This window comes from Rhizobium sp. NZLR8 (assembly GCF_019685025.1).
In the GTDB taxonomy this organism is placed as follows: Bacteria; Pseudomonadota; Alphaproteobacteria; order Rhizobiales; family Rhizobiaceae; genus Rhizobium.
Window position 1 is genome coordinate 536,682 of record NZ_JABDVY010000001.1, and the last position, 13,650, is coordinate 550,331.

The window sequence follows — 13,650 nt, forward strand, 5'->3', positions numbered from 1 at the left end:
CTTTATGGCCCGGACGGTTTCGCATGCGCCTCGGCGTTGCGGAACCGTCTGGACAATTCGTCCCCTTGCCGCCTGAGGTAGTCCGCCCGCAATGCTCGAGAACTTCAGCTTCCGCACCATCGTTGAATATCTGCCCCTGTTCGGGCAGGGCCTCATTACGACCGTGTGGCTGTCGCTCCTCTCCTTTGCCGGCGCGCTCGCCATTGGCATCGTGCTGGCCGCCATGAACCTGCAGCGCGCCCGGCTTTTTCGTCTTCCGACCAAGGCCTATATCGACATGGTGCGTGCCACGCCATTGCTGGCGCAGCTCTATTTCCTCTATTTCGGCCTGCCCCGGCTCGGCTTCATCCTGCCGGAACTCGTTGTCGGCATTCTCGCTTTGTCGCTGAATAGCGGCGCCTATGTCGCCGAGATCATCCGTGCCGGCATCCTGTCGATCCCCCGCGGCCAGGTGGAGGCGGGCGTCGCTTCTGGCATGACCTATATCCAACGCATGCGCTTCGTCGTTCTGCCACAAGCGTTCAAGGTAACGATCCCGCCGTTGCTGGGCCAAGCGATCGTGCTGGTCAAGGATTCGGCGTTGTTATCGTTGATCTCCGTCGCCGAACTGACACGTGCCGGGCAACTGCTCGCCTCTGATCGGTTCATGCCGGCGGAAGGTTTCATCACCATCGCGGCGTTTTACCTCCTGCTCTATTACGGTCTTAAGGGGCTGGCGGCGCTGTCCGGACGTCGGCTCGGAATGGCACCAACAGGAGCGCGGACATGATTTGGCAGCAGCTGCAAAGCCTCGCCGGCAGCTATCCCCTCGCGTTGCGCGGCCTCAGCATGACCATCATGCTGTCGCTGATCAGCTTGGTGCTGGGTACGTTGATCGGCTTTTGCCTCGGCATCCTTCGAACCGGCAGCAACCGGCTGGTCAGCGGGGCGATCGGCACCTGGGTCGACCTGATCCGCGGCACGCCGTTCTTGGTCCAGATCTTCCTGATCTTCTTCATTCTGCCGGAATTCGGCATCGAGCTCGACGCCTTCACCGCCGGCATCATTGCGCTGACAAACCTGGCCGCCTGCTTCATCTGCGAGATCGTCGCCGCCGGCATCCGCGCGGTACCAATCGGTCAGATCGAGGCGGCACTGGCGTCCGGTCTGTCACGCTGGCAGCGGATGCGTCAGGTGGTGCTGCCGCAGGCGATGCGCATCGTGCTGCCGCCGTTGGTCGGGCAGTATGTGCTGCTGATCAAAGATTCTTCCGTCGTCTCGGCCATCGGGCTCACCGACCTCACCCGGGTCGGCTGGCTGGTGGTGCAGCGAGTGCCGAACGGCCTGCTGGTCTTCTTCCTGGTCGGCTTCGGCTATTTCATCGTTTGCTATCCGCTGATCATGCTCGCCCGCCGTCTGGAGCACCGGATGGGAACCGGCCATGGCGAGGTGCAATTGTGACGTCGCCGCAAAATCCGAAAGGTTGAACCAGCATGATCGAGTTTCGCGGCGTCAACAAATGGTTCGGCCCACTGAATGTGCTCAAGGATATCACGCTGAGCGTCGAGCCGCGCGAAGTTGTCGTCGTCTGCGGCCCGTCCGGGTCGGGAAAGAGCACCTTGATCCGCTGCATCAACGGTCTGGAGACGATCCGTGACGGCGATTTGATCGTCGACGGCCAGCGCCTCGGCGATCCCGCTACCAACATGACACGGCTGCGCACCGAGATCGGCTTCGTTTTTCAGTCGTTCAACCTCTACCCGCACAAGACAGCATTGGAGAACGTCACGCTGGCGCCGATCCACGTGCGCAAGATCCCGCGTGCCGAGGCCGAGAAGGCCGGCCGCGAACTGCTTGCCAAGGTCGGCCTTGCCGACAAGCTCGATGCCTATCCCGCACAGCTTTCCGGCGGCCAGCAGCAGCGTGTGGCGATCGCGCGCTGCCTCGCCATGCGCCCCAAAATCATGCTGTTCGACGAACCGACCTCGGCGCTCGATCCCGAGATGATCTCGGAAGTGCTCGACGTCATGGTCGCCGTCGCCGAGGAAGGCATGACCATGATGGTGGTGACCCACGAGATGGGTTTTGCCCGCAAGGTCGCCCAGCGCGTGGTGTTCATGGATGCCGGCACGATCGTCGAGAGCGGCACGCCGGATGAATTCTTCGCCAACCCGAAAACCGACCGCAGCCGCGCCTTCCTGAGCAAGATCCTGCGCCATTAGGACACTCCGCGCAATAACTGCTACGACCGTCGGGGCTTGATTGTGTAGTTCGATTCAGGATGGAACGGGTCGCCGGTGATGTCGAGAATCCCCATGTCTGCATCGCTGACCTTGATGCCCTTTTGGTCGATGCGGGTGTCGAGTGCGCATTCGACCTTGAGGCCGGATTTCGTCGTTGTCGCGCCGATCAGCTCCACCACTGCGACACGATCCGTCAGCGGTCGGCCGCGCCAGTTCTGCGTGGTATGCAGAACAGGCGGTGCTCTATTCTGTTCCACTTGGATGTGCCCGGCGGATAATGGTGGACGTGAGGGTGAGGCCGGTCTCGTCGGCGAGCCTTTGCAGCTCGAGCCTCCACAGCCGCACGCGCGCACCATTCGAGCCGCCGCAGTCTGCGGTAATAGTCAGGTCGCTTGCTGTTGGATAGCGCTCGCATCCCATTCGCTCGCGCCAACATCGGATTGCCTGCAGCGCGAACTCGGCCGTGTCGCTCGTTATGCCGAGGCTGACGAAGCCGGTGTTGGCCGTCACATCATAGACGCCATACGGCACGACCTTTTCGCCTGTAGTGAGCCCACCAAGGAGCTTCTCAACCTGATGCTGCAGGCTTTCCGCGGCCAGGGCGAAGAGGGCGAATTGCAGACGGACGCCGCCTGAGGAATACTTCAGGGCCTCCCGTCAGCTCGTCGCTTTGACCGCCAGCCAGATGACGTGACGGGCGCCGCCGCGTTTGCCGTTGGCGCGGGTGTTGACTGCATCGACGGAAAAACCGCTGTCCTTGAGGCGGCTGGTGAAATCCGGATCCGGACCGGACGACCAGACGGCAAGCGCGCCGCCGGGGCGAAGTGCGTCGCGGGCGGCGCGAAGGCCGGCGAAATCGTAGAGCCGATCGTTGGATTTTCGGGTCAACCCATCCGGGCCGTTGTCGACGTCGAGCAGGATCGCGTCATAGGCGGCCTTGCCGGCGCGGATCGCCTCGCCGACATCGCCCTGATGGATGCCGACGCGCGGATCGTCGAGACAGCCCTTGAAGACCTCGGTCATCGGGCCGCGGGCCCAGGCAACGACAGCAGGCACCAGTTCGGCGACGGTGACGCCGGCATCTTCGGGAAGAACTGCCAGGGCGGCGCGCAGGGTAAAACCCATGCCGAGCCCGCCGATCAAGATTCTCGGCTTCGGATGCGCCTTGATCCGCTCCCAGGAAAGTGTCGCCAGCGCTTCCTCCGAGCCGCTGAGGCGGCTGTTCATCAGCTCATTGGCGCCGAGCATGATCGAGAATTCGCCGCCGCGCCGCTTCAATCGCAGTTCGCCGTTTTCACCGGGAATGGTCGCGGAATCGAGCTGTATCCAGGGCAGCATGACGGCTTTGCCTCGTTTGAAAGGAACCGTCCCCTAGCATGCGGCGATGAGCCGGGCCAGTCAGCAGGCCTCGGAGACCGTTTGAAAACGGCGCGGTGGTTTGAGGCGGTCCATGATTCAAGCTTCTGATGTGGACAGCAGCGAATTGGGTTCGGACGGCTGTCGGTGTTGGGGCGCCTCAAACGTCCTTTGTCAGACGAGGCGGCACCTCGTAGATTGCAACGACACTTTGGAGATTGGAAACATGGCGCTCAAGCGGATGGACAATGTAGGCATCGTCGTCGAAGACCTCGCAGCAGCGGTTGATTTCTTTGGCGAACTCGGCCTCGAGCTCGAAGGACGGGCCACGATCGAAGGAGAATGGGCCGGACGTATCACTGGACTGGGCGATCAACGCGTCGAGATTGCCATGATGCGCACACCTGATGGCCACAGCCGGCTCGAGCTTTCCCGCTTCCTCATGCCTGATATCGTCGCAGATCACCGCAACGCTCCGGTCAACGCGCTCGGCTATCTCCGCGTCATGTTCACCGTGGATGACATCGACATGACGCTGGAAAGGCTCAGCGCGCGGGGCGCGCAGCTCGTAGGCGAGGTCGTCCAGTATAAGGACGCGTATCGGCTCTGCTACATCCGTGGGCCCGAAGGGCTTCTCCTCGGGCTTGCGCAAGAACTCAGCTGAGGCGCAATCAAACGGGCTGTCAGATCATCCGCATGAAATGCTCCGGCTCCACTTCGACGATCTCGTCCTGCGGCGCGGCCGAACGGCGGCGGATATCCTCGACCTCGTCGGGCCGGAGACGAGCCTTCGGATCCTCGAAGCGGATGTCGGGATCGGGCACGGCCGAGAGCAGCAGCCTTGTATAGGGATGCAGCGGATTGTCGATCACCCGGGCGGTACTGCCCCATTCGACGATCTGACCGGCATACATCACGGCGATGTCTTCTGCGACATAACGGGCGGTGGCTATGTCATGGGTGATGTAGAGCAGGCCGAGGTTCATCTCCTGTTTCATCTCGTTCAACAGATTCAATACACCGAGGCGCACCGAGACATCGAGCATCGAGGTCGGTTCGTCCGCGACGATCACCTCCGGCTTCACGGCGAGTGCGCGAGCGATGTTGACGCGCTGGCGCTGGCCGCCGGAGAGTTCATGCGGATATTTCGGGGCGAGAAGATCGGGATCGAGCCTGACACGGTGAAGCAGTTCGCGGACCGCGCCGTCGATCTCGCTTCCTTTGATCTCCGGGCGATGCAGCTTCAGCGGCCGCCTCAGATGATGGGCGATGGTGTGGGCGGGGTTCAGCGAGGCGAAGGGATCCTGGAAGATCATCTGTACCGAGCGGCGGTAGCGGGCGATCTCGGCGGAGTTCGCCGCTTCGACCGGCCGGCCCTTGTAGAGAATCCGGCCCGATGTCGGCAGATATTCGCGCATCGCCATGCGGGCGCAGGTGGTCTTGCCGCTGCCGGATTCGCCGACGAGCGCCAGCGCCCTGCCGGCATGCAGCGAAAACGAGATGACGCGCGCCGCATGCACGGTGCCGGTGCCGTGGCCGAAAGTCTTCGTCACCGCGTCGAGCGCGAGTATGGCATCGCTCATAACAGCACTCCTCCATGCAGCGAGGGGAAGGAGGCCCAGAGCTTTTTGGTGTAGTCGTGCTGCGGCGTCCGGTAGATCGCCGCGGCCGTGTTCTGCTCCACCAGCCTGCCTGACAGCATGATGCCAATGCGGTCGCAGAACTGCACCATCAGCCCGAGATCATGGGTGATGAACAGCACGGAGAAGCCGAAATTGCGGCGCAGCTCGTTGATGCGCTGCAGGATCTCGCGCTGGACGACCACGTCGAGCGCCGTCGTCGGCTCGTCCATGACGACGAGCTTCGGATCGAGCGCCATGCAGATGGCGATGACGATGCGCTGGCGCATGCCGCCGGAAAACTGATGCGGATAGTCACGCATGCGGTCCGGCGCGATGTCGACGAGCCTCAGCATCTCGGCGGTGCGCTCGCGGGCCGCCGCACGGCTCATGCCCTTGTGGGTGCGCAGCATATCGTAGAATTGCGCCTCGATGCGCAGCACCGGGTTCAGCGAGTTCATGGCGCTCTGGAAGACCATGGCGACCTCGCGCCAACGGAATGCGGCAAGCGCCTGCCGGTCGAGCCCGAGCACGTCGCGGCCGTCGAGCAGGATGCGGCTCTCTTTGCGGATCAGGGCCGGCGGTTTGTGCAGGCGGCTGATGGCAAAGGCGATGGTGCTTTTGCCACAGCCGGATTCGCCCGCAAGGCCGAAGACCTCGCCCGGCGCCACGTCGAAGCTGACATCGTCGACGGCGCGGAAATCCTTCTCCTCGCCGATATAGTCGATGGTGAGGTTCCTCACCGAAAGCAACGGCTGCGTCACAGGCGGCCCTCCCCGGAACGGACGAGCAGGGACCAGCGCTTCAGGTGATTGCCGGTGCGCAGCCGCGGATTGGCGATCTCGTCGACGGCGAAGTTCAACAGCGACATGCCGATGCCGAGGAAGGCGAGCGCGAAGCAGGGGGTGAGAATATCCCACCATGCACCGACCGAAAGGGCCGAGGCCTTCTGGGCATTGTAGAGCATTGTACCCCACGAGATCGCGCGGGGATCGCCGAGGCCGAGAAACTCCAGCGTCGCCTCGGTGATGATCGCGAAGATGACGCTGCCGATGAAATTGATGCCGACGATCGAAATCACGTTGGGAAAGATCTCGAAGGTCATGATCCGCCATTGCGGCTCGCCCATCATCTCGGCCGATTTGATGAAATCCTTGTGCTTGACGGAGAGCGTTTCGGCGCGGGTGACGCGTGCGCCCCAGGCCCAGGAGGTGGCGCCAAGGATGAGGGCGATGACGAGCGGGCTTGCCTGGCCGATGAAGGCGGCCAGCACCAGCAGCAGCGGCAGGTTGGGAACGACCAGCACCATATTGGTGAAGAAGCTGATCACCTCGTCGGTTCTGCCGCCGCGATAACCGGAGATGATGCCGAGCGCGGTGCCGACAAGAGTGATCAGCAGGCCGGCGCCGAAGCCGACGGCAAGCGAGGTGCGGGCGCCGTAAATCAGCCGGGCAAAGACATCCTGGCCGATGCGGGTGGTGCCGAGGATATGGTCGAGCGACGGCGGCTGGTGCGGCCGCCCGGTGCGGGCGGCGGGATCATATTGCGTCAGCAGCGGTGCGGCGATCGCGATGATGATGATGACGGCGATGATGACGAGGCCGGTGAGCGCCTTGCGGTTTCGAAGTAGGGTCATCATCTCACGCTCCCTTCAGCCGCGGGTCAAGCAGCATATAGCTGACGTCGACGATGAAATTGGCAATCAGCATGGTCGCAGTCATGATGAGGAGCTGGCCCTGGATGACAGGGTAATCGCGGGCGAGGATCGCCTGGTAGAGAATGTTGCCGAGGCCGGGATAGTTATAGACGACCTCCGTCACCAGCGAGCCGCCGAGGATGGTGCCGATGGCGATGGCGAGACTGGAGACGGTCGGCAGCAGGGCGTTGCGGGCGGCGTACCAGAGCATCACATGTCGGTCGGAAAGTCCCTTGGCGCGGGCCATAACGATATAGTCCTCACCGAGCAGGTTGATCATGTTGTTGCGCATGGTGACGGTGAAGCCGCCGATCAGCACCGTGCAGAGCGTCACCATCGGCAGGATGCCGTGATAGGCGACGCTGCCGAGATATTGCAGGCTGAAGGCTGGATCGAGCGATGGATCGGCGGCGTAGCCGTTCGGAAACCAGCCGAGCGTGAAGCCGAAAATGAAGAGCACGATCAGCGAGGTGACGACGGCCGGCACCGAGGTCGCGAAAATCGCGCCGACGGAGACGATAACGTCGAACCTGCTGCCGCGGCGCCAGGCGGCGGCGATGCCGAGCAGGGTGCCAAGTGCAAAACTGATGATCGTCGCTGTGCCCATCAGGCCGACGGTCCAGATGAGAGCATGGCCGAGCACCGATGTGACCGGCAGCGGGAAATACTTGATCGAGCGGCCGAGATCGCCGGTGAAGATGCTGCCGAGATAGGTGAGATACTGTTGCCAGAGCGGGCCGTCGACGAAGCCGAAGGTGAGCTTCAGCGCCTGCAGGCTTTCCGGTGGCAATTCGGTGCCGGCGTTGGAGAACATGATCTGCACCGGATCGCCCGGCATCAGCCGCGGCAGGAAGAAATTGATCGTCGCTGCCGCGATGAAGGCTGCCATGTAAAAGACGAGGCGGCGAAGCAGGAAAGCCATGGGAACTCCGTCGTGACGGGAGCGGCGCGTCTAGATGAGCATCCGAAAACCGCTTACAGTTTTCGGCATCATGCTCTGACGCCGCTCCCGGGATGATGATGCTTACTTGACGGGTTCGAGGGCCAAGAGGTTGAGCAGGCGTGCCGGGTTGGTCCGCGAGATCGACGGATTGACGAAGGGGTTTTCCTTGGTCGACCAGCCTGTGAAACGCTTGGTGTTGTACTGATACCAGTTCGGATTGTTGAACACCGGAATGACGGGCATATTTTCGGCGACGATGCGCTGCGCCTTGTTCATCGCATCCTTCTGCTCGGCAAGATCGGCGGTCTGGGTGAACTCGGTGACGAGCTTCTCGACATCAGGATTGAACCAGCGCTGCGCGGTGAAGCGGGTCTTGCCCTTGTCCGAAGCGCTGAAGGCGCGCTTGTAGGGATAATAGGGCGAGGCCGATGCCGGCAAGCTGTTGATCGCCGCATCGAAGGTGCCGTTGATGAGGTTGCCGGTCCAGACGGCTTCTTCAGGCGTTTCGATCTTGGCGTCGATGCCGACTGCCTGCATGCCTTCGACGGCGAGGTTGACGGTGTCGATCCAGTCGGTCCAGGCGCTCGGGACGATGATCGAGAAGGAGATCTTGCTGCCATCGGGATTGTCGCGGAGGCCGTCGCCGTCCTTGTCCTTATAGCCCGCTTCGTCGAGCAGCGCCTTGGCGGCATCGGCGTCATAAGTCGCGAACTTGCCGAAGTCGGCCTTGACCGATGGATCCGCCCAGCTCTTGTAAAGCTCGCCCATCAGGCCGGGGTCTTCGTTCAGCGTCGGATAGCCGTAGCCGGCGACATCGATCATCGTCTTGCGGTCGAGTGCCATCGAGACGGCACGACGGAACTTCAGATCGTTGAAGGCCTTCTTGTTGTTCTCGTTCGCCGTGTCCAGGTTGAACAGGAAGGCGACCATGCTGCTCGGCGAATACCAGTAGTGGAAATGCGCCGGGTCCTTGGAGACGTAGACATTGTCGATATCGGGAATGAAGGAGACGCCCCAGTCGAGCGTGCCGTCGGCCGTCGCCGTCAGCATCTGGTTGTTGTCGGCAAGCTGCGGGAAGCGCATGCAATCGACCTTCAGATGCGCGTTGTCCCAGTAATTCGGATTGCGGCACTGGTCGTAAGTCTGGCCGGTGAAGCGCGGCACCTCAGTCAGCGGGCCGCTGCCGACCGGCGTCTCATTGGCGAAAGTGACCGGATCGGCGACGTCCTTCCAGACATATTCGGGAACGATCGGCAGTTGCGAGATCTGCTCGGCGGCGAGCGAGCTCGGATTGGCGAGCGTGAAGCGCACCGTCTGGCCGTCGACGGCTTGCACGTCGGTGATGAAGGTCCAGATGCTGACGAAGTCGAGCGCCGGGAATTTCTTTAGATAATCATAGGTGAACTTGACGTCGGCTGCGGTCAGCGGCTTACCGTCCGACCATTTCAGGTTCGGACGCAGCTTGAAATCGATGCTCTTCAGATCGTCGGAGAGCTTGAAGCTTTCGGCCAGGCGATAAACCGGTTTGTTGCTGTCGAAGCGATTGAAGATAACCAGCGGCTCGTAGATGAAATCGAGCGTCGACTGGCGCGACGAGGTCTGGTTGAACGGATTGAAGTTGCGAACCCAGGTCGTCGCCGGTTCGATATTTGCCGTCAGGATCGTCTGCGCCAGGGCAGAGCCCGAAAGCAGCGTCAGCGCAGCGGCGGCAAGAAGATATTTTTTCATGTCTTATTCCCCTTTTTTATACGATGAGAGATGCGCCGGTCAGGAGACCAGCGCGCTTGCAAACATGTCTTCGACTTCAGCATGGGCGGCGCGGACGTCGACCTTGAGATTGCCGAGGCGGCCCTTGCCGGCGGCGATCCGTTGCAGCGCGGCGTCCGTCAGCGGCCGGGCGGCCTTGGCGGCGGCCTCGCTTTCGGCAATGTCGCCATGGCTGTGGAGGGCGATGTCGAAGCCGGCGTCGAGCACCTGCCTGACGCGTTCCGGCAGGGTGCCGGCGAGCGACTCCATGAAGATGCAGTCGGAAATCAGCACGCCGTCATAGCCGATGTCGTTGCGGATGACGTCGTGCATGACAGGTGAGACGGAGGCCGGCAGCTCCGCGTCATAGGCCGAGTAGACGACATGGGCGACCATCGCCCAGGGCGTATCCTTCAGCGCGACGAAGGGCTTGAAATCGGTCGCAGTGAGCGTCGCGCGGGAGGCGTCGACCAGCGGGCGCTCCTTGTGGGAGTCAAGCGTCGCACGGCCATGGCCGGGAATGTGCTTGATCACAGGCATGTTGCCGGTCTCGAGCAGGCCATTGACCACCTCGCGGCCGAGGGCGGCGATGACATCGGGATCCGGGCCGAAAGAGCGGGCGCCGATGACCGCGCTCGTCGTCTCGAAGACGAGATCGAGAACGGGCGAGCAGCCGCTGGAAAGACCGAGTTCCGTCATCATCGCGCCCATGGCCTGGGAGGAAAGGCGCAGTGCTTTTTTGCCGAGATCGAAATCGCGGCGGGCAAGTTCGGCAAACTGGCCGAAGCTGCGGAAAAGCGGCCAAGGCCCGGCATCGAGATGCTGGACGCGGCCGCCTTCCTGGTCGGTGAAGACAGGCGCATCGTCGCGGCCGACGGCTTGCCGAAAGCGTTCGATCAGGCGCCTGGTCTGTTCCGGCTCGCGCTGGTTGCGCCGGCCGACGAAGAGGCCGAGCGGATTGGTCTCGCGGAAGAGGGCGAATTCATCATCCGAAATCGCGGGATTCGGAAGGCCGACGAAAAGGGCGAGCGGGGTCGAGGACAATTCTGTAACTCCGGGATCAGATGGTCATTTCGGCATGCTTCTCAGCATGCCTTCGTAAATGCCCTTGTCGGGGGCGGGGATGACGATGGCGCCGGCGGTCCCGGCGTAGAAATCGACCGGGCCGGCATCGCCGATGAAGGCATAGGCGTGACCGAGCGTCTTCATCGCCTGAAGGCAGGCGGAAAAAAGGGCGAGCCCGATGCCCTTGCCGCGCGCTTGGCGGTCGACGCCGGTCGGGCCGAAGAAGCCGCGCGCCGTCGTGTCATAGCAGGCAAAGCCCTTGAGCTTGCCGCCGTCGACGGCGATCAGGCAGGCAACAGGCTGACGCGTGAAGGCGATTGCAACTTCGCTCGCCCAGTTTTCGCTGAAGTTTTCGCGAACCCAGTTGACGACGAGATGCAATTCCGGGGGAAGGGCCGGGCGGATGGAAACGCTGACATCGTCGGCTTTCCGCTTCAGATCGGCAAGCTGTGTGGAGTATAAGCTCACAAGCAGGTCTGGCACCCGTCACTCCTCCTGATATTCCTCTATTACGGAATATATCCCCTTTTAATGACATAGATTTGGCGATCTGGCTGGGCTTGTCAACAGGGATTTTTCAGATGGGTCGCAACGCTGCTCGCCGTTACGCTCCTGCTTTCAAAGCAAGGTAGTTGCCGAACGCAAAAACGGCTCGGGGCGCGAGCCCGAGCCGTTTCGATGGAAGCGTGCGTCGATGTGCGCGCTTATCCCTCGACTCTCCAGAGCGCATGAAAATGCTGCACCGGGCCGTGGCCGGAGCCGACGGTGAGGCTTCCTGATGCCGCGACCGCGCCGGCGAGGTAATCCTTGGCGATGGCGACGGCCTCAGACACCGAGGCGCCCTTGGCAAGCTCTGCCGCCAACGCGCTCGACAGCGTGCAGCCGGTGCCGTGGGTGTTCTTGGTCGGCTCGCGTCTGGCTTCGAACCAGTGCAGGCCGTCGGCTGTGGCAAGCACGTCGGGGCTGTCGTCGCTGTCGAGATGACCGCCCTTGACCAGCACGGCCGCCGGGCCGAGCGCGCGCAGCTGCTCGGCCTGCGCCGCCATGTGAGACCGGTTTGTCGCCACCGGCTGGTGCAGCAGGGCGGCGGCCTCCGGCAGGTTCGGGGTCAGAAGTGTCGCCAGCGGCAGCAGCCGGCTGGTCAGCACGTCGACCGCTTCGGGTGCCAGCAGGGCGGCGCCGCCCTTGGCGATCATGACGGGGTCGATGACGATGGGGATGCTGCGCCGGTCGGCCAGTGCGGCAACAAGCGCGTTGGCGACGGCATCGGCGATGCCGGCATTGGCGATCATGCCGATCTTGACGGCATCGACGCGCACATCGGCAAAGACGGCGTTGATCTGGTCGGCGACGAATTGCGGCGGCACCAGATGCACCCCGGTGACACCTTGAGTGTTCTGCGCCGTCAGCGCGGTCAGTACCGCCATGCCGTAGACGCCGCGAGCGGAAAAGGCCTTGAGATCGGCCTGGATGCCGGCGCCGCCCGAGGGATCGGAGCCGGCGATGGAGAGGACGTTGCGGATCATGCGCGGGCCTTTCGGATTTCTCCGGCGATGCGGCGAGCGGCGGCTTCAGGGTCCGGCGTGCCGCAGATGGTGGAGACGACGGCAAGCCCCTTGGCGCCCGCGTCAAAGACTTCGGCCACATGCTCTGCCTTCAGGCCGCCGATCGCAACCGACGGCACCGGCGAAGCCGCCACCAGCCTTGCCAGGCCCTCAAAGCCGATCGGCTGCTTGTGGTCGGCCTTGGTCGGCGTCGCAAACACCGGGCCGACGCCGGTATAATCGACGAGGCTGGGATCGACGGCAGCGGCGAGCGCCTCGGTCTCGACCGACAGGCCGAGGATCATTCCGGGGCCGATCATCTTGCGCGCTCTCGCCGCATCCATGTCTTCCTGGCCGATATGCAGGCCGTCGGCGCCGATGGCGATAGCCGCCTCGACATCGTCGTTGACGATGAGCAGGGCGCCGGTGCCATCAAGCGCCTGTTTCAACGCGCGTCCGGTCTCGATCATCCCGGTCGTGCCGGCATGTTTGTCGCGCAGTTGCACCATTGTCGCGCCGCCGGCAACGGCAAGGCGGGCGGTCTCGACCATGCCGATCCCGGCGCAGAGATCGGGGTCGAGGACGAGATAGAGCGAAAGATCGAAGGTCTTCATGCGGCCCATATCCTGGCCCTGGCATCGAGCGTTTCGGCGTCAAGCGCGTTCAGCGCATCGAGGAAGCGCCAGGCGAAGGAGCCGGGACCGGCCGCACCGAGTGCTGCCTCTTCGCCGGCGATGGCGAAGGTTGCAAGGGCTGCGACCGTCGCCCCGAACATATCCTCGGGCACTGTGGCGGCAAAGGCGCCGACGAGGCAGGTGAGCGAGCAGCCGAGGGCGGTGACCTGCGGCATCAAGGCCGATCCGCCTGTGATCCGCACCGCCCGCTCCCCATCGGTGACGAAATCGACTGCACCGGTGACGGCGACGACCGCCTGCTGGCGCTCGGCGAGCCATCGCGCCGAACCTTCCGCCTGTTCAACCGGATCGCGGCTGTCGACGCCCTGGCCGCGGCTCTCGCCGCCGGCGAGCGCGATGATCTCGGAGGCATTGCCACGGATGATCGTGGGCTTGAGCGCCAGCAGACCGGCGACCGCATCGCGGCGGAAAGCCGTGGCATAATGGGCGACCGGATCGAGCACCCAGGGTTTGCCGGCTGAGGTCGCTGCCTTCGCCGCCGCCTGCATGCCGTCGATCCATTGCGGCGACAGCGTGCCGATGTTGACCGTCAGCGCATTGGCGATGCCGGCGAATTCGCCGGCTTCCTCTGCGGCATGCACCATGGCGGGCGAGGCGCCGGCGGCCAGCAGAACATTTGCGGCAATGTTCATGGCGACGTAATTGGTGATGCACTGAACGAGCGGCGGCTTTTCGCGCATCGCCTTCAGCATGGCTCCTGGTGTGGTCCTGGTCTGCATGTGGCCCCTTTCAGGCGGGGGCGGGCACGGGGTCATTCGTACGGC

At 63.2% G+C, this 13,650-nt stretch carries 15 protein-coding genes and 1 pseudogene; 4 read left to right on the plus strand and 12 right to left on the minus strand.

The window, feature by feature from the left end; translation table 11 throughout:
* The first annotated feature begins 91 nt into the window (after positions 1-91).
* From HJB89_RS02560 to HJB89_RS02570, 3 genes are read left to right on the plus strand one after another with little or no spacing between them, the layout of a single operon-like run.
* Positions 92-769, plus strand: coding sequence for an amino acid ABC transporter permease (locus HJB89_RS02560; protein WP_221148847.1), 678 nt, complete (start codon positions 92-94; stop codon positions 767-769).
* Entirely contained in the window at positions 766-1,440 is a 675-nt protein-coding gene (locus tag HJB89_RS02565; RefSeq protein WP_207585220.1) for an amino acid ABC transporter permease, read from the plus strand. The genes HJB89_RS02560 and HJB89_RS02565 overlap by 4 nt, the downstream gene beginning before the upstream one ends.
* A gap of 32 nt (positions 1,441-1,472) precedes the next feature.
* Positions 1,473-2,201, plus strand: coding sequence for an amino acid ABC transporter ATP-binding protein (locus HJB89_RS02570; RefSeq protein ID WP_207585221.1), 729 nt, complete (start codon positions 1,473-1,475; stop codon positions 2,199-2,201).
* A 20-nt stretch (positions 2,202-2,221) separates the two neighbouring features.
* Here HJB89_RS02570 and HJB89_RS33675 read toward each other — a convergent pair.
* Both HJB89_RS33675 and HJB89_RS02585 read right to left on the minus strand, forming a co-directional pair.
* Positions 2,222-2,759: pseudogene (locus HJB89_RS33675) on the minus strand (ISAzo13 family transposase); the annotation flags it as partial.
* Between the two features lie 120 nt (positions 2,760-2,879).
* On the minus strand, positions 2,880-3,560 hold the full coding sequence (locus tag HJB89_RS02585) for a spermidine synthase (RefSeq protein ID WP_207585224.1): 681 nt from the start codon (positions 3,558-3,560) through the stop codon (positions 2,880-2,882).
* Positions 3,561-3,804: 244 nt separating this feature from the next.
* On the opposite strand from HJB89_RS02585, the gene HJB89_RS02590 reads away from it, so the two are divergent.
* Positions 3,805-4,242, plus strand: coding sequence for a VOC family protein (locus tag HJB89_RS02590; RefSeq protein WP_207585225.1), 438 nt, complete (start codon positions 3,805-3,807; stop codon positions 4,240-4,242).
* A 19-nt stretch (positions 4,243-4,261) separates the two neighbouring features.
* Here the strand turns inward: HJB89_RS02590 and HJB89_RS02595 are convergent, their stop codons facing one another.
* The 10 genes from HJB89_RS02595 to thiM form a co-directional block, all read right to left on the minus strand.
* Entirely contained in the window at positions 4,262-5,161 is a 900-nt protein-coding gene (locus tag HJB89_RS02595) for an ABC transporter ATP-binding protein (RefSeq protein WP_207585226.1), read from the minus strand.
* Positions 5,158-5,961, minus strand: a complete 804-nt coding sequence (locus HJB89_RS02600) for an ABC transporter ATP-binding protein (RefSeq protein ID WP_207585227.1) — start codon at positions 5,959-5,961, stop codon at positions 5,158-5,160. Before HJB89_RS02600 ends, HJB89_RS02595 begins: the two co-directional genes overlap by 4 nt.
* Positions 5,958-6,836, minus strand: coding sequence for an ABC transporter permease (locus HJB89_RS02605; RefSeq protein WP_207585228.1), 879 nt, complete (start codon positions 6,834-6,836; stop codon positions 5,958-5,960). The genes HJB89_RS02600 and HJB89_RS02605 overlap by 4 nt, the downstream gene beginning before the upstream one ends.
* 1 nt (position 6,837) lies before the next feature.
* On the minus strand, positions 6,838-7,815 hold the full coding sequence (locus HJB89_RS02610; protein WP_221148848.1) for an ABC transporter permease: 978 nt from the start codon (positions 7,813-7,815) through the stop codon (positions 6,838-6,840).
* Between the two features lie 102 nt (positions 7,816-7,917).
* Positions 7,918-9,564: an ABC transporter substrate-binding protein gene (locus HJB89_RS02615; RefSeq protein WP_221148849.1), complete on the minus strand. Its 1,647-nt coding sequence runs from the start codon at positions 9,562-9,564 to the stop codon at positions 7,918-7,920.
* Positions 9,565-9,603: 39 nt separating this feature from the next.
* Entirely contained in the window at positions 9,604-10,626 is a 1,023-nt protein-coding gene (locus tag HJB89_RS02620) for a glycoside hydrolase family 3 N-terminal domain-containing protein (RefSeq protein WP_221148850.1), read from the minus strand.
* Between the two features lie 24 nt (positions 10,627-10,650).
* Positions 10,651-11,130 (minus strand): GNAT family N-acetyltransferase, encoded by a 480-nt coding sequence (locus HJB89_RS02625; protein WP_221148851.1) that lies wholly within the window; start codon positions 11,128-11,130, stop codon positions 10,651-10,653.
* A 221-nt stretch (positions 11,131-11,351) separates the two neighbouring features.
* The gene (thiD, locus tag HJB89_RS02630) at positions 11,352-12,173 is read right to left on the minus strand and encodes a bifunctional hydroxymethylpyrimidine kinase/phosphomethylpyrimidine kinase (RefSeq protein ID WP_207585233.1); all 822 of its coding nucleotides are present in this window, start codon (positions 12,171-12,173) and stop codon (positions 11,352-11,354) included.
* A complete protein-coding gene (gene thiE / locus HJB89_RS02635; protein ID WP_221148852.1) occupies positions 12,170-12,805 on the minus strand; it encodes a thiamine phosphate synthase in 636 nt (211 codons plus the stop codon). Before thiE ends, thiD begins: the two co-directional genes overlap by 4 nt.
* Positions 12,802-13,605 (minus strand): hydroxyethylthiazole kinase, encoded by an 804-nt coding sequence (gene thiM / locus HJB89_RS02640; protein ID WP_221115699.1) that lies wholly within the window; start codon positions 13,603-13,605, stop codon positions 12,802-12,804. Before thiM ends, thiE begins: the two co-directional genes overlap by 4 nt.
* Between the last annotated feature and the right edge of the window lie 45 nt (positions 13,606-13,650).